We start from the raw sequence: 16,127 nt of genomic DNA, 5'->3' as shown, positions 1-16,127 counted from the left end.
ATGTTCGCTGCTTGTTCCGGTCAGGTCACCGCATTGCGCGCATGGTACGCGGGCGCGTCCCACGCCCCCGTGACCATCACGTCGCGCAAGATCTCTACCGCCCGCCACACATCGGCAAAGCCGGTATAGAGCGGGGTGAATCCCATTCGCAGAACGTCCGGTGCACGGAAATCGCCGATCACGCCGCGATCGATCAGCACCTGACAGATCGCATAGGCTTGCGGATGCGCGAACGACACATGGCTTCCCCGCCGCACCGCGTCGCGCGGAGAGACGAGGGTGAAGCCCTGATCGCCGCACCGTGCCTCGACCAGCGCGATATACGCGTCGCTCAGCTGCCGCGACTTCGCAACCAGCGTGTCGAACGCGACCTCGTCGAACAGCGCGACGCCCTCTTCCAGTGCCGCCAGCGCGAGGATCGGCGGCGTGCCGCACTGGAACCGTCCGATATCGTTGGCCGGTGCATAGCCGTCCTCGAAATCGAACGGTGCGGCATGCCCCATCCATCCCGACAATGGCGAGCGCAACGCCGCGTGATGCCGTTCGGCGACATACAGGAATGCTGGCGCGCCCGGTCCGCCATTCAGATATTTATACCCGCACCCGACCGCCAGATCGGCATTGCAGCCGTTCAGGTCGACCGGCACCGCACCCACGCTATGGCTCAAATCCCATAGCACCAGCGCACCCTTCGCCTGCGCCGCCGCGGTGATCGCCGCCATGTCGAGCATCGCGCCGCTCTTGTAGTGGACGTGGGTCAGCATCACGATCGCGGTATCGTCGTCGATCGCTGCTACGATCTCCGCGACCGGCAGCGTGCGGACCTGCGCATCGCCGACGCTCCACGCCGCGCCGTCGGCGACGTACAGGTCGGTCGGGAAATTGCCCGGTTCCGACAGGATCGTGTGGCGACCCGGCCGGGCCTTCAGCGCGGCGACGATCAGCTTGTACAGATTGACCGAGGTCGAATCGGCGACGATCACCTCGCCCGGTTCGGCCCCGATCAACGGCGCGATCCGCCCGCCGACGCGCTTCGCCGCGCCGATCCAGTCGTGGCGGTTCCAGCTGCGGATCAACCCGTCGCCCCATTGCAGCGTCACCGCCTCCGCCACGCGCACAGCGGTGGTACGCGGCAGCGCGCCCAGCGAGTTGCCGTCGAGATAGATCACGTTGTCGGGCAGCACGAACCGCTCGCGCATCGCCCGCAACGGATCGGCCGCATCCATCGCGATCGCATCGTCCAGCGTCACAGCGCCACCCGCACGCTCAACAATTCGGGAAAGAACACGTCGTCGATCACCTTCGCCAGATAGGGCACGCCTGCCGTGCCGCCGGTGCCGCGCTTGAACCCGATGATCCGTTCGATCGTCTTGAGATGCCCGAACCGCCAAAGCTGTACGCGATATTCCAGATCGACCAGCTTTTCCGCGAGTTCGTACAGCTCCCACCACCGGTCGGGCGCTTCGTACACCTGCTTCCACGCCGCCTCGACCCCGTCGGATGCGACGTAGGGCAGGGTGAAGTCACGCTCCAGCCGGTCGGTCGGGATCGTGAAGCCTCGCCGTGCCAGCAGTCGAAGCGCCTCGTCGTACAGGCTGGTTTTGCCCAGCGCGGCGGTCAATTGCGCCTGGGCCGGCGCGTCGCCGACATGCGCGTTCAGCATCGCCGCGTTCTTGTTGCCCAGCATATATTCCAGCAACCGGTATTGCACCGACTGGAACCCCGAACTGCCGCCCAGCCGCCCGCGCATCGCCGAATAATCGGCGGGGGTGATCGTCGCCAGCACCTCCCAGCTCTGGATCAGCTGCTGCTGGATGCGGGCGACCCGCGCCATCATCTTGAACGCCGCGCCCAGCCGATCGTCGATGACCGCCGCCCGCGCCGCCGAAAGCTCGTGCAGGCACAGCTTGATCCACAACTCCGACGCCTGATGGATCACGATGAACAGCAGTTCGTCATGCGTATCCGACAACGGAGCCTGCGCGTTCAGCACCGCGTCGAGCTTCAGATAGCTGCTATAGGTCGGTCCGCTCGCGGGCGGGGCGGGGCGGTCCGCCTGCCGCGTTTCCATCAGATCACCGGTGGCGGCGGGCCGCCGACGTCGCGAAAGCTGTCCGGCACGTCGGTGCGCAAATGGCCGGACGGCGTCGGCAACGGCTCGATCTCGGCGGGTTCGGGCCGGTCGAACCCGCCCTCCCATTTGGCGATCACGGTCGCGGCGACGGCATTGCCGATCACGTTGGTCGCGGTGCGCCCCATGTCGAGGAAGTGATCGACCGCAAGAATCAGCAACAGCCCCGCTTCGGGAATGTCGAACATTCCCATCGTCCCGGCGATGACCACCAGACTGGCGCGCGGCACGCCCGCAATCCCCTTCGACGTGACCATCAGCACCAGCAGCATCGTGATCATCTGCGGCCAGCTCAGGTCGATGCCATATGCCTGCGCGACGAAGATCGACGCGAACGTCATGTACATCATCGATCCGTCGAGGTTGAACGAATAGCCCAGCGGCAGCACGAAACTGGCGATGCGCGGCGGCACGCCGAACCGGTCGAGCGCCTCCAGCGTGCGCGGATAGGCCGCTTCCGACGATGCCGTCGAAAATCCCAGCAGGATCGGATCGCGCAGATACCGGATCAACGTACCGACGCGCGGCCCGATGATCAGGAACGCCACGCCCAGCAGCACCGCCCACAACACCGCCAGCCCGAGATAGAAGCTGCCCATGAAATAGGCGAGGTCGCCGATCACACCCGGTCCGCGTTCCGCCAGCGTTCCGGCCACCGCCGCGAACACGGCCAGCGGCGCGACGCGCATGACGTAATCGGTGATCTGCAACATCACCGCGACGAGACCTTCGAGCGCACGGACCAGCGGCGCACCCTTTTCGCCGACCGCCGTCAGCGCCACGCCGACGAAGACGGAGAAGACGACGATCTGCAGGATCTCGTTGGTCGCCATCGCCTCGATGCCCGATGCCGGCACCAGATGCGCGATGAAGTCCTTCAGATTGAACGCGGCCTTCGTCAGTCCGGCATCGGCGGCGACGGGCGGCAGCGGCAGGCCCAGCCCGACCCCCGGTTGCAACAGATTGACCAGCAACAGCCCCAGCGTCAGCGATACGAGGCTGGCACCGAGGAACCAGCCGAGCGACCGCAGTCCCACCCGGCCCAGCGCCGAACTGTCGCCCATATGCGCGATGCCGACGACCAGCGTGGAAAAGACCAGCGGTGCGATGATCATCTTGATAAGCCGCAGGAACAGGCTCGTCACGATCGAGAAATAGCCGGCGATCTGCGTAAGTTGCGCCGAACCCGCGCCACCGCCGTCGTCGATCGACGCATTGAGCGCCCATCCGAGCACAAGGCCCGCGACCAGCGCGATCAGGATATAGGTCGTAAGCCGCTTGGCCATGCATCGTTCCCGGTTGTCTGGTCGCTTAGGGAAGCGATTGCGCGCCTTCGGTCAAGCCCCGTGCGCGCGGGCACCTTGGCAAGCGCGCAATCGCTGCGTATCGAGCGATCCCATGACCTCGACCAATGACGTGCGCCGCTCGTTCCTCGACTTCTTCGCCGGGAAGGGGCACGCGCGCGTTCCGTCCGCACCGCTGGTGCCGCAGAACGATCCGACGCTGATGTTCGTCAACGCGGGCATGGTGCCGTTCAAGAACGTGTTCACCGGGCTGGAATCGCGACCCTATGTCACGGCGACCTCGTCGCAGAAATGCGTCCGCGCCGGCGGCAAGCACAATGATCTGGACAATGTCGGCTATACCGCGCGGCATCACACCTTCTTCGAAATGCTCGGCAATTTCTCGTTCGGCGATTATTTCAAGGAACAGGCGATCGTAAACGCCTGGACCCTTTTGACGCGCGAGTGGGGATTGCCCGCCGACCGGCTGACCGCCACCGTCTATCATACCGACGATGAAGCGTTCGATCTGTGGCGCAAGGTCGCGGGGCTGCCCGATCACCGGATCATCCGCATCCCGACCAAGGACAATTTCTGGGCGATGGGCGACAGCGGCCCGTGCGGTCCGTGTTCGGAGATCTTCTACGACCATGGCGACCAAATCCCCGGCGGCCCCCCCGGCAGCCCGGACGAGGATGGCGACCGCTTCGTCGAGATCTGGAACCTCGTGTTCATGCAGTATGAGCAGGATGCGAACGAGATCGTCGGCGAACTGCCGAAGAAGTCGATCGACACCGGCATGGGTCTGGAACGCATCGCGGCGGTGATGCAGGGCGTGTCGGACAATTACGACACCGATACGTTCAAGGCATTGATCGCGGCATCGTGCGACCTGACCGCGACGCGCGCGGAGGGCGAGACGCAGGCCAGCCACCGCGTCATCGCCGACCATCTGCGCGCATCGGGCTTCCTGATCGCCGACGGCGTGCTGCCGGCCAGCGACGGACGCGGCTATGTGCTGCGCCGGATCATGCGTCGCGCCATGCGGCACGCGCATCTGCTGGGCTCGAAAGACCCGTTGATGCACCGGCTGGTCCCGTCGCTGGTCCAGGAAATGGGTGCCGCCTATCCCGAATTGCTGCGCGCACAGCCGCTGATCGAAGCGACGCTGCGACAGGAAGAGACGCAGTTCCGCCGCACGCTCGACAAGGGACTGAAACTGCTCGACGAAGCGACCGCCGGCATGGCCGAAGGCGCGACGCTGGCGGGGGAAACCGCGTTCCGGCTGTATGACACCTATGGCTTTCCGTACGACCTGACCGAAGACGCGCTGCGGGCGCAGGGCTTCGGCGTCGACCGCACCGGTTTCGATACCGCGATGGCCGAACAGAAGCGCGCCGCCCGCGCCGCGTGGAAGGGATCGGGGGCCAAGGCGTCCGACGACGTCTGGTTCGATATTCTCGAACAGGCCGGCGCGACCGAATTCATCGGCTATGCGGTGGAAGCGGGTGAGGGGCAGGTCGTGGCGATCGTCCGCGACGGCCAGCGCGTCGACACCGCGCAGCCGGGCGAAGAGGTGCTGGTGCTGACCAACCAGACGCCCTTCTACGCCGAAAGCGGCGGGCAGGTCGGCGATGCCGGCACGATGACCGGCGACGCCGGGCTGGCCGCACGCGTCACCGATACCGCCAAGCAGCTCGGCAAGCTGCATGCGCATATCGTGACGCTGGACGCCGGTACGATCACGGTCGGCGACAGCGTCCACCTGACCGTAGATACCGCGCGGCGTGCGCAGATCCGTGCCAACCATTCGGCAACGCATCTTCTGCACGAGGCGCTGCGCCAGCGGCTGGGCACGCATGTCGCGCAAAAGGGCAGCATGGTCGCCCCCGACCGGCTGCGCTTCGACTTTTCCCAGCCGTCGCCCATCGCCGCCGACGCGATGGCGCTGGTCGAGGCTGATGTAAACGCTCAGGTGCGCGGTAACGGCGCGGTCACGACGCGCCTGATGACCCCCGACGACGCGATCGCCATGGGCGCGATGGCGTTGTTCGGCGAGAAATATGGCGAGGAGGTCCGCGTCGTTTCGATGGGCGAGGACACCGATGGCACCTATTCGATCGAATTGTGCGGCGGCACACATGTCGGCGCGCTGGGCGAGATCGGCCTCGTCAAGATCGTGTCCGAAGGCGCGGTGTCGTCCGGCATCCGCCGGGTCGAGGCACTGACGGGCGAAGCTGCCCGCCAGTGGTTGGGCGCGCGCGACGAAAAGCTGCGTGAGACGGCGGCTACGCTCAAGGCGACGCCCGACGAAGTGCCCGCACGCGTGGCGCAACTGGTCGAGGATCGTCGCCGGCTCGAACGCGAGCTTGCCGACGCGAAAAAGATACTGGCGCTGTCCGGGGCAGCCGGCCGCGGGGCAGCGACTGCGCCTGCCGGTCCCGAGCAGGTGGGCGATATCGCGTTTCTTGGGCAGGTGATCGACGGGCTGGAAGCGAAGGCGCTGCGATCGACGATCGACGACGCTCGCCAGCGTGTTCCATCCGGCGTCGTCGCGCTGGTCGCGGTCAATGACGGCCGTGCCTCGGTCGCGGTCGGCGTCTCGCCCGATCTGGTCGGACTTGTCAGTGCGGTCGATCTGGTGAAGGCCGCCGTCGCAACGCTCGGCGGGCAGGGCGGCGGGGGCCGCCCCGACATGGCGCAGGGCGGTGGCCCCGATGGCAGCAAGGCAGCGGACGCGATCGCCGCAATACGGGATATTCTGGGGGGATAAAGCATGCTGGCCACGACGGTGATGTCGGTCGCGATAGCGGTACTGGGACAGGCCACGCCGGCCCCGCCCGAACGCCAGACCCCGCCGGACGAAATCGTCGTGACTGCTCGACCCACGTCCGACACCGAGGAAGCGAATCGCTTCGTTCGGGAAGTCGCGCCACGGCTCGACTATGATACGCCGATGGCTCGCTTCGCCGAGCCGGTTTGCGTCGCAGCCGGCGGACTTCCCACTCGGTTACTCCGGTCGATCGCCGATCGCATGACCCGGCTGGCGGTAGGTGCAGGGCTGGACGTCGCGGCGGACGGGTGCATCCCCAATGTGCTGGTGATCTTTGCGCCCGATCCCGCCCGGCAGATTCAACCCATGCTGAACCGACGGCCTGCGCTGTTCCATGGTCTCGACCATGCGGTGATCGGCCGATGGAAGAAGACCGATGGTCCCGCGCTGGCGTGGTCGATTGCCGCGACCGTCGGTCGGGACGGCGTACCCCTTGCACCGGGTGCGGACGGCGTTCCGACGCAGCAGGTCTCGTTCCCGACCAGATTGTATCAGCCGGTCCGACGCGACATCGGACTGGCGGTGGTGATGATCGACCGTCGGTCGGTGGCCGGTCGGACGACCACTCAACTGGCGGATTACGCCGCGATGCGCGCGTTCACGGACGCCCGGCCGGGTGGCGGCGGTCGGTCGATCCTGTCGCTGTTCGACGCCGATCCCTCACCGGATACCGCAACGCCCTTCGATCTTGCCTATCTTCGCGCATATTACCGCATGTCGCCGGCACAGCGTAACGGCGCGCAAAGGCAGGCGTTGACGCGAGCCTTGACGACCCCCGGCAAACGCTGAGGTCAGCCTGATCTGTGTTCGTACGCGGTGCCGCTGCATCCGATCGAGAAAGGAGATTACTGCGCGACGGGACCACGCTCGCGCGGATGCGGACCGCTTCAAGCGAATGATCGCTGCATCCGGCACGCCGTATGATCGATACGCATCGATTCCGTTATGTTCTGAACGAACGTCGAAATGCTTCGACTGGCACGCCAACGATCACCATTGATACCAACGGGCTTTAGATATGCCCGGCTGTGCCAAATGCCGAACGCTGGTAGCACCGGTATCGGTCCGTGCAGGAACGCTCCTGCATCGACAGTGACCTATCGGCGCCCAGGAGCCTGCCCGAGCGGCCGACCCCATACGTCCATAGGCAAATCGCGCTTCGGGTTATCGGTCATTCTACCGCGTTATCAATAGGTTAGACTATGTTGCTCGCGCCACTTTCCTACAGTGGGCTCGCTCGATATCCTCGACGGGTTCGTTCAATCGGCTACCCGTTCGTACCGTCGTTTCCCGCCCGGCGACATACAAATACAAATGCGCCACGAGTGTGACTTTTGTGACCTTTGGCCGGTTCAGACCGATTCATCCATGCGCCGCAGCCGCCGGATGCGCGGCTCGCGTTCGAGGCTCGCCTGCGCCCGGATCGACTGGCGCAACTCGTCGCGCTTTTCGTGGATCGACGCGATCACCGGCCCCATCGCAACGCCCAGATCGACCAGCACGGCTTCGGAAAGTTGCAGCGAGCTTTCCAGCGTTTCGGGCACCGCGTCACTGACTCCGGCGGCATAGAGTTCCGCCGCATGGCCGGCATCGCGCGCCCGGGCGAGGATGGTCAGGTTGGGCACCCATCCGCGAACCCGCTTGGTCAGCCGGACGGTCAGTACCGGATCGTCCATCGTCAGCACCAGCGCGGTCGCGCGGCCAAGGTCCAGCCGGTCGACCAGTTCGGATCGAGATACGTCGCCGAACAGGATCGGGTGCCCCTCCGCCCGCGCCTGCGCGACGTTGTCGATGTCCGAATCGACCGCAATGTACGGCTTGCCGTGAACCTTCAGCATTTCCGCGATCAGGCGTCCGACCCGGCCGAACCCGATGATGACCACACCCGATGTCGTCGCCGGGGGTGGGGGCTCCTCACCGCCGGTACGCCCTTCGATCCGGCGCGATGCCCGTTTGCCCAGCATCGCCAGCAATGGCGTGATCGTCAGTCCGATCGCGGTCACGGTCTGCCAGAAGGCGGCAGTCGACGGCAGGATCAACTGCGCCTGCGTCGCCGCAGCCAGCACGATCAGCGTCGTCTCGGAAGGGCTTGCCATCAGCAGGCCGGTTTCGGTCGCGGTGCCGGTGCGTACGCCGTTGATGCGGAGCAGCAGCGTCGTCACCACCGACTTCACCACCACGACTCCGGCGATGGCCCCGAGCAGCGATGGCCAGTTGTCCGCGATCGTCGCCAGATCGAGGCTCATGCCGATGGTGATGAGGAACACGCCCAGCGCCAGTCCCTTGAACGGCGCGGTGATGACCTCGACCTCGCTGTGATATTCGGTTTCGGCGATCAGGAGTCCTGCCAGCAGCGCACCGACGATCGGCGACAGGCCTGCGGCGGTGGTGACGAGGCTGGCGACAATTACCACCAGCAGGCTGGCCGACAGGAACAGTTCGGGGCTTTTGGTTCGCGCCGCCTGCGCGAACAGCTTCGGCAGGAAGAAGCGGCCTGCACCGTACAGCGCGATCACGCTCAGTCCGCCGTACAGCGCAGTCATGCCAAGGTTCGACCAGCCGCCATCCTGCGCGGCCGGCGCCAGCGCGCCCAGCGCGAAGATGATCGGCACCAGCGCCAGATCCTCGAACAACAGCATCGCGAATGCCGTCCGTCCGACCGGCCCGGTCGTCCCCGCCATCGGCAGCACCAGCGCGGTCGACGACAGCGCCAGCGCGAGGCCCAGACCGATCGCGCCCGCGCTGGCCTGTCCCAGCAACAGCAGCGCGAGGCCGATCAGCAGGCCCGATCCGAACAGCTCCGCCGCGCCCAGCCCGAACACCAGCCTGCGCATCGCCCACAGCCGCTTGAACGACAGTTCCAGCCCGATCGAGAACAGCAGCAGGATGATGCCAAATTCGGCGAAGGGTTCGATCGAATGCCGGTCGGTGATCGTGACGTGGAACAGCCACGGGGCATAGGGGACCAATTGCCCCAGTCCGAACGGCCCGACCAGGATGCCGACCAGAATGAAACCGATCACCGGGTTGACGCGAAACCGGGCGAAGGCGGGGATGACGAGGCCAGCGGCTCCCAGGATGACCAGCGAATCGCTGAACGGCGTCGAATCGATCGGTAACGGCATGCCCTATTGTTGCGGAAGCGGCACGGTCGCCGCAACCACGAACACGAAAACGGCGTCCGTCCCGCTAAAGGGAACGGACGCCGTCGTCAGGCGCGTCGGGGCAAAGGGATCAGCCCTGCGAACCCATCGCGCTTTCGAGGTTGACGCGAACCTGTTCGAAGAACTGCTCGGTCGTCATCCACGGCTGGTTCGGGCCGATCAGGATCGCCAGATCCTTCGTCATGTGGCCGGCTTCGACCGTTTCGATGCACACGCGCTCCAGCGTCTCGGCGAACCGCGTCACGTCGGGCGTGTCGTCGAACTTGCCGCGATACTTCAGGCCGCCGGTCCATGCGAAGATCGACGCGATCGGGTTGGTCGACGTCGCCTTGCCCTGCTGATGCTGACGATAGTGGCGCGTGACCGTGCCATGCGCGGCTTCCGCCTCGATCGTCTTGCCGTCCGGCGACATCAGGACCGACGTCATCAGCCCCAGCGAACCGAAGCCCTGCGCGACCTGGTCCGACTGCACGTCGCCGTCATAGTTCTTGCACGCCCAGACGAACTCGCCATGCCACTTGAGCGCGCTGGCGACCATGTCGTCGATCAGACGATGTTCGTAGACGATGCCGGCTGCCTGGAACTGGTCCTTGAATTCGGCGGCGAACACCTCTTCGAAGATGTCCTTGAACCGGCCGTCATAGGCCTTCAGGATCGTGTTCTTGGTCGACAGGTACACCGGCCAGCCACGGCCAAGGCCGTAATTCATCGAAGCGCGCGCAAAGTCGCGGATCGATTCGTCCAGATTGTACATGCCCATTGCGACGCCGGCGGCGGGGAAGTCGAACACTTCCTCCTCGATCGTCTGGCCGTCGGTGCCTTCCCACTTCATCGTCAGCTTGCCGGCACCGGGGACCTTGAAATCGGTCGCCTTGTACTGGTCGCCGAACGCATGGCGGCCGACGACGATCGGCTTGGTCCAGCCGGGGATCAGGCGCGGGACGTTGGATATGACGATCGGCTCGCGAAACACCACACCGCCGAGGATGTTGCGGATCGTCCCGTTGGGCGAACGCCACATCTTCTTCAGGCCGAATTCCTCGACGCGCTGTTCGTCGGGGGTGATCGTGGCGCACTTCACACCCACGCCATAGCGCTGGATCGCCTTGGCGCTGTCGACCGTGATCTTGTCGTCGGTCTCGTCGCGCTTCTCGATGCCCAGATCATAATAGTCGAGGTCGATTTCCAGATAGGGCTGGATCAGACGCTCGCGGATCCATGCCCAGATGATGCGGGTCATTTCGTCGCCGTCGATCTCAACGACCGGAGTTTTGACCTTGATCTTCGCCATGCGCGTGCTCTCGATATGGTTGGAATTGTGTCGGCCTTACGGGTTGCGTCGTCTGCGATCAACCGGTGCGGCCCGGCCCTTGCTCGGCGATGTGGTTGTCAGCACGGCCCGGCTTGGGTACACCACGCTTCATGGCATCGCTCGAACAGCCCGCGGTCGGCACCACGACCGTCAAGTGGCGCTGGCCCTCCGTCCACCCTGAAGGACGCAAATACGTCCTGATCGCCGCCGCAATCACCGCGTTCCTTGCGTTCATGGCGTGGGAAACGCTGGCGTGGCCCATGGCATTGGTGACGTTGTGGGTCGCATCCTTCTTTCGCGACCCCATCCGCGCGACGCCGCAGGGCGAGGGGCTGATCGTCGCGCCGGCCGATGGGCTGGTCACGATGGTCCAGCGCGTCGATCTTCCGCCCGAACTTCGTGGTTCGAACGGGCTTGGCGAAGGGTCGATGATGCGCGTGTCGATCTTCATGTCGGTCTTCGACGTGCACATCAACCGCACGCCGATCGCCGGAACGATCCGCCAAGTGATCTATATCTCCGGCAAATTCCTGAACGCCGATCTCGACAAGGCGAGCGACGAGAACGAGCGCCAGCATTTCGTGGTGGAGGGGCATGACGGACAACGGGTCGGCTTCACCCAGATCGCCGGACTGGTCGCGCGTCGCATCGTGGCCTTCGCCAAGGCGGGGGATATCGTCGCGACGGGTCAACGGATCGGGCTGATCCGCTTCGGAAGCCGCGTCGACGTGTATCTGCCCGAAGGTATCGAGCCGCAGGTCGCGCTGGGTCAGCGCAGCATCGCCGGTGAAACCATCCTCGGGCGGCCTGCGATGCCTGCCGTCATCGGGATTGCACAATAACCATGCGACGCCCTCTGCCAGGCCGCGGCATCCCGCTGCGCGCGATCGCACCCAATGCCGTCACGGCGCTGGCACTCTGTTCGGGCCTTACCGGCATCCGGTTCGCCATCGGCGGCGAATGGGAGCGGGCGGTGCTGATGGTGTTGCTCGCGGGCGTACTCGACGGCATCGACGGTCGCGTCGCCCGTCTGGTGCGCGGCGAAAGCCGGTTCGGCGCAGAACTCGATTCGCTGTCGGATGCAATATCGTTCGGCGTTTCCCCGGCGCTGATCATGTATCTGTGGTCGTTGATGACCGAACCGCGCATCGGCTGGATCGTCGCGCTGGTCTATGCCGTATTCACGGCACTGCGCCTCGCGCGTTTCAACGCCAGTATCGACGTGGCGGAACAACCACACAAATCCGCCGGGTTCCTGACCGGCATCCCGGCACCGGCGGGCGCAGGGCTGGCGATGCTGCCGCTCTATATCTGGATCTGGAGCGACGAGGCGATCTTCCGCTCGCCATGGATCGTGGCACCGTGGGTTGCGCTCATCGCATTCCTGATGGTGTCGAGCGTTGCGACGTTCAGCTGGTCGTCGCTCAAGCTACGCCGCAACATCCGGTTCGAGGCGCTGGTCGCGGTCGTCGTCGTGGCTGCGGCACTGGTATCGGCACCATGGCAGACGCTGACGGTGGTCTGCGTGGCCTACCTCGCGACCCTCCCGTTCAGTATCCGCAGCTATTCCCGCGTCAGGCGGCTGCGCGAAGCGGCACCGTCGAAGGCGTGACCATCCGCTGATGGATGACACCACGGCGCGATGTCAGCCGCACCGGCGGCAGCGGCTCGATCGTCCATTCCGGCCCGGCCATCAGAAGCCGCAGGATGCGTTCCCGCGCCGGCAGTATCGTTCCCACGATCGCACCGAATGCGACGAGGAACGCAAAAGCAAACATCACTGAAGCGAGCAGGGCCATCTCTTAACTCCCCGTGTCCATGGTTAATCATGGAAAACGCAACGGACGGAACCACCCGTCGCGTTTCCGGTTCCACGATCATCGTCTGAACACTGTATGTTCCTATATCGTTCTCCCCGTCAAGCCTTGATCGCAACGATGCGATCGGCTAATGGCGCACCTCTCAACCCCACATGGGAAGCGCATAACCCGGTGCCCCGGCCTTCGGCCTGATGGGGTTCCTGCTTCCCAGAGGCTCAACCGGAAGGAATTATCCTATGGCGGCACCCGTCGTCACCATGCAGGCGTTGCTCGAATCGGGCGCGCATTTCGGGCACCAGACGCATCGCTGGAACCCGAAGATGAAGCCTTACATCTTCGGTGATCGCAACGGCGTTCACATCCTTGATCTGTCGCAGACCGTGCCGCTGTTCGCCCGCGCGCTGGAATTCGTGTCGTCGACCGTCGCGTCGGGAGGCAAGGTCCTTTTCGTCGGCACCAAGCGTCAGGCTCAGGAGCCGATCGCCGAGTCCGCACGTCGTTCGGGCCAGCATTTCGTGAACCATCGCTGGTTGGGCGGCATGCTCACCAATTGGAAGACGATCTCGCAGTCGATCAAGCGTCTGAAGGCGCTCGAAGAGCAGCTTTCGGGCGACACGCACGGCCTGACCAAGAAGGAAGTGCTGAACCTGACGCGTGAGAAGGACAAGCTGGAGCTTTCGCTCGGCGGCATCCGCGATCTGGGCGGCATTCCTGACATCATGTTCGTGATCGATGCGAACAAGGAAGAGCTGGCGATCAAGGAAGCCAACACGCTGGGTATCCCGGTCGTTGCGATCCTCGACTCGAACGTGTCGCCGGACGGCATCGCCTTCCCGGTGCCCGCCAATGACGACGCCAGCCGCGCCATCCGCCTGTATTGCGAGGCGATCGCGATCGCCGCGACGCGTGGCGGACAGCAAGCGATGGCGCATTCGGGTCGCGATCTGGGTGCGATGGACGAACCGCCGGCCGAGGAAGCGCTGAGCGAGCCGGAACATCCTGCCGCTGCGACCACGCCGGAAACCGCTGCCGAGGGCGAGCGTCAGATCGACGCCTGACCTGTCACGGACCTGACTTGCGGGCGGGGCAGGGCGTTTTTCACGCACTGCTTCGCCCGTACGCACATTCAAACCAATAGGAGCCGATCATGGCAGAAGTAACCGCCGCAGGCGTCAAGGAACTGCGTGAGCGCTCGGGCGCCGGCATGATGGATTGCAAGAAGGCGTTGACCGAGAATGGCGGCGACATGGAAGCCGCGATCGATTGGTTGCGGACCAAGGGTCTTGCCGCCGTCGCCAAGAAGTCGAGCCGTACCGCTGCCGAAGGTCTGGTCGGCATCGCCGTTGCCGGGACCAAGGGTATCGCGGTCGAGGTGAACAGCCAGACCGACTTCGTCGCAAAGAACGAACAGTTCCAGGGCTTCGTGCGCGACGTGACCGCGATCGCGCTTGAAACCGGCGACGATATCGAAACGCTCAAGACGCAGTCGATGCCGCAGGGCGGCACGGTCGAGGACGCACTGGTCGCCAACATCTCGACCATCGGCGAAAATCAGGTGCTGCGTCGTGCGAAGCGCGTCGAAGTGAAGCAGGGCGCGGTGATCCCGTACGTTCACAATGCCGCTGCACCCGGCCTCGGCAAGATCGGCGTGCTGGTCGCGCTCGAGTCGGATGCGGGTGCCGATGTTCTCGAACCGCTGGGCAAGCAGATTGCGATGCACATCGCGGCGGCATTCCCGCTGGCGTTGAATGCAGAGGGTATCGACCCTGCGATCGTCGAGCGTGAAGCCGCCATCGCGCGCGAGCGCAACGCGGACAAGATCGCCGGCAAGTCGGAAGAGGTTGCCGCGCGGATCATCAACGGCCCGGTCGAGAAGTTCCGCAAGGACAACGCGCTGCTGACCCAGGCGTTCGTGATGGACGGCAAGACCCCGGTCGGCGACGTCGTCGCCAGCGCCGCCAAGGCAGCCGGCACGACGATCGTGCTGACCGACTATGTCCGCTTCCAGCTGGGTGAGGGCATCGAAAAGGAAGAAAGCGACTTCGCCGCCGAAGTCGCCGCGACGGCCGGACTGACCAAGTAAGCGTCAAGCCAGTGTCGTTCGAACGGGCCGCGCGAAGCAATTCGCGCGGCCCGTTTCATGTCGGACGTCGTGCGGCCCGGCAAAGGCCGCTTGGCATCCCGCACGCCCGCGTCTAGGGTCCGCCGCGCTCCCGCCCCCCAATATCGCAGGTTTCATGACCCGTCCCCGTTTCAATCGTATCCTTCTGAAACTGTCGGGCGAAGTCCTGATGGGATCGGGCCAGTATGGCATCGACACAACAATGTGCGACCGCGTCGCGCGTGAGATACAGGCGGCGCGCAGCGAAGGGCACGACCTGTGCGTCGTCGTCGGCGGCGGCAATATCTTCCGTGGCCTTGCCGGTGCCGCGCAGGGGTTCGACCGGGCCAGCGCCGACTATATGGGGATGCTGGCCACCGTCATGAACGCGCTGGCGATGCAGAACGCGCTGGAGCGCATCGGCGTCGAGACCCGCGTGCAGTCGGCTATCCCGATGGCGTCGGTCTGCGAACCCTATATCCGTCGGCGCGCGGTGCGGCATATGGAGAAGGGTCGCGTCGTGATCTTTGCGGCGGGCACCGGCAACCCGTTCTTCACCACCGACACCACCGCCGCGCTGCGCGCCGCCGAGATGGGCTGCGAAGCGCTGTTCAAGGGCACCAGCGTCGACGGCGTCTATGACGCCGATCCCAAAAAGGTGCCGACGGCCAAGCGGTACGAGACGCTGGGCTTCAACCGCGTGCTGGCCGACGACCTGAAAGTGATGGATGCGTCGGCCGTGGCGCTGTGCCGCGACAACAATATCCCGATCGTCGTCTTCAACATTCGCGACGAAGGCAATCTTGCCGCGGTGCTCGCGGGCGAGGGCGTGTCGACGACCGTCCAGAATGACGCCTGATCCCTGTTTCGGATAAGCAAAGGAAGTATCTATGGCCGCATATAACAAGGCCGATCTGGAGCGCCGCATGGCCGGCGCGGTCGAATCGCTCAAGGGCGATCTCGCCGGGCTGCGCACCGGTCGCGCATCGGTATCGCTGCTCGATCCGGTGACCGTCGAAGTGTACGGCGCGCATACGCCGCTGAACCAGATCGCGACCGTTTCGGCGCCCGAACCGCGAATGCTGTCGGTACAGGTGTGGGACAAGGGCAATGTCGGGCCGGCGGACAAGGCGATCCGTTCGGCGGGGTTGGGCCTTAACCCGATCGTCGACGGTCAGACGCTGCGGCTTCCGATCCCCGACCTGACCGAGGATCGTCGCAAGGAACTGGCCAAGCTTGCCGGCAAATACGCCGAAGCAGCCCGGATTGCGGTGCGCAACGTGCGTCGCGACGGCATGGAAGGGCTGAAGACCGACGAGAAGAAGGGCGTCTATTCCGAGGACGAGCGCAAGCGCCACGAAACCGAGGTGCAGAAGCTGACCGACGCCACCATCGCCGATATCGACACGGCGGCGACGGCGAAGGAAAAGGAAATCCTCGGCAAGTGACCCGGTTCGCCGCGCATGCGCCGGCCGAGGCGGCC

Annotated in this window: 14 protein-coding genes; 8 read left to right on the top strand and 6 right to left on the bottom strand. The window is 65.0% G+C overall.

Annotated features, from left to right (window positions below):
* Window positions 1-20: 20 nt before the first annotated feature.
* The 3 genes from kynU to IFT55_RS14115 are packed head-to-tail and all read right to left on the bottom strand — an operon-like array spanning window position 21 to window position 3,417.
* Window positions 21-1,250, bottom strand: coding sequence for a kynureninase (gene kynU / locus IFT55_RS14125; RefSeq protein WP_342029320.1), 1,230 nt, complete (start codon window positions 1,248-1,250; stop codon window positions 21-23).
* Window positions 1,247-2,071 (bottom strand): tryptophan 2,3-dioxygenase, encoded by an 825-nt coding sequence (locus IFT55_RS14120; RefSeq protein ID WP_192092986.1) that lies wholly within the window; start codon window positions 2,069-2,071, stop codon window positions 1,247-1,249. Before IFT55_RS14120 ends, kynU begins: the two co-directional genes overlap by 4 nt.
* Window positions 2,071-3,417 (bottom strand): dicarboxylate/amino acid:cation symporter, encoded by a 1,347-nt coding sequence (locus IFT55_RS14115; protein ID WP_192092985.1) that lies wholly within the window; start codon window positions 3,415-3,417, stop codon window positions 2,071-2,073. Before IFT55_RS14115 ends, IFT55_RS14120 begins: the two co-directional genes overlap by 1 nt.
* Window positions 3,418-3,529: 112 nt before the next feature.
* On the opposite strand from IFT55_RS14115, the gene alaS reads away from it, so the two are divergent.
* The gene (gene alaS / locus IFT55_RS14110) at window positions 3,530-6,187 is read left to right on the top strand and encodes an alanine--tRNA ligase (protein WP_192092984.1); all 2,658 of its coding nucleotides are present in this window, start codon (window positions 3,530-3,532) and stop codon (window positions 6,185-6,187) included.
* A 3-nt stretch (window positions 6,188-6,190) separates the two neighbouring features.
* Window positions 6,191-7,036: a hypothetical protein gene (locus tag IFT55_RS14105; protein WP_192092983.1), complete on the top strand. Its 846-nt coding sequence runs from the start codon at window positions 6,191-6,193 to the stop codon at window positions 7,034-7,036.
* Window positions 7,037-7,599: 563 nt separating this feature from the next.
* Here IFT55_RS14105 and IFT55_RS14100 read toward each other — a convergent pair.
* Both IFT55_RS14100 and IFT55_RS14095 read right to left on the bottom strand, forming a co-directional pair.
* Window positions 7,600-9,372 carry a cation:proton antiporter domain-containing protein gene (locus tag IFT55_RS14100; protein ID WP_192092982.1) on the bottom strand — a complete coding sequence of 591 codons (1,773 nt, stop codon included), beginning with the start codon at window positions 9,370-9,372 and terminating at the stop codon, window positions 7,600-7,602.
* A 109-nt stretch (window positions 9,373-9,481) separates the two neighbouring features.
* The gene (locus IFT55_RS14095; protein WP_192092981.1) at window positions 9,482-10,702 is read right to left on the bottom strand and encodes an NADP-dependent isocitrate dehydrogenase; all 1,221 of its coding nucleotides are present in this window, start codon (window positions 10,700-10,702) and stop codon (window positions 9,482-9,484) included.
* Between the two features lie 131 nt (window positions 10,703-10,833).
* Between IFT55_RS14095 and IFT55_RS14090 the strand changes: the two genes are divergently transcribed.
* Both IFT55_RS14090 and IFT55_RS14085 read left to right on the top strand, forming a co-directional pair.
* Window positions 10,834-11,565, top strand: coding sequence for a phosphatidylserine decarboxylase (locus IFT55_RS14090; protein ID WP_192092980.1), 732 nt, complete (start codon window positions 10,834-10,836; stop codon window positions 11,563-11,565).
* Between the two features lie 2 nt (window positions 11,566-11,567).
* Entirely contained in the window at window positions 11,568-12,335 is a 768-nt protein-coding gene (locus IFT55_RS14085) for a CDP-alcohol phosphatidyltransferase family protein (protein WP_192092979.1), read from the top strand.
* On the opposite strand, the gene IFT55_RS14080 is transcribed toward IFT55_RS14085, so the two are convergent.
* A complete protein-coding gene (locus tag IFT55_RS14080; RefSeq protein WP_192092978.1) occupies window positions 12,298-12,522 on the bottom strand; it encodes a hypothetical protein in 225 nt (74 codons plus the stop codon). The two genes, IFT55_RS14085 and IFT55_RS14080, sit on opposite strands and share 38 nt — an antisense overlap.
* Before the next feature lie 257 nt (window positions 12,523-12,779).
* Here IFT55_RS14080 and rpsB point away from each other — a divergent pair, with 257 nt between their 5' ends.
* The 4 genes from rpsB (at window position 12,780) to frr (ending at window position 16,092) form a co-directional block, all read left to right on the top strand.
* A complete protein-coding gene (gene rpsB, locus IFT55_RS14075) occupies window positions 12,780-13,601 on the top strand; it encodes a 30S ribosomal protein S2 (protein WP_192092977.1) in 822 nt (273 codons plus the stop codon).
* 89 nt (window positions 13,602-13,690) lie between these two features.
* Window positions 13,691-14,626, top strand: a complete 936-nt coding sequence (gene tsf / locus IFT55_RS14070; protein ID WP_192092976.1) for a translation elongation factor Ts — start codon at window positions 13,691-13,693, stop codon at window positions 14,624-14,626.
* A 154-nt stretch (window positions 14,627-14,780) separates the two neighbouring features.
* Window positions 14,781-15,503: a UMP kinase gene (gene pyrH, locus IFT55_RS14065; protein WP_192092975.1), complete on the top strand. Its 723-nt coding sequence runs from the start codon at window positions 14,781-14,783 to the stop codon at window positions 15,501-15,503.
* A 31-nt stretch (window positions 15,504-15,534) separates the two neighbouring features.
* Window positions 15,535-16,092, top strand: coding sequence for a ribosome recycling factor (gene frr, locus IFT55_RS14060; protein ID WP_192092974.1), 558 nt, complete (start codon window positions 15,535-15,537; stop codon window positions 16,090-16,092).
* Window positions 16,093-16,127: the final 35 nt, after the last annotated feature.

Origin of the sequence: Sphingomonas sp. CFBP 13720 (assembly GCF_014842075.1) — a bacterium.
In the GTDB taxonomy this organism is placed as follows: domain Bacteria; phylum Pseudomonadota; class Alphaproteobacteria; order Sphingomonadales; family Sphingomonadaceae; genus Sphingomonas.
The sequence above is the reverse complement of the archived record's forward strand: the minus strand, read 5'-3'. Positions and strand labels throughout refer to the sequence as shown.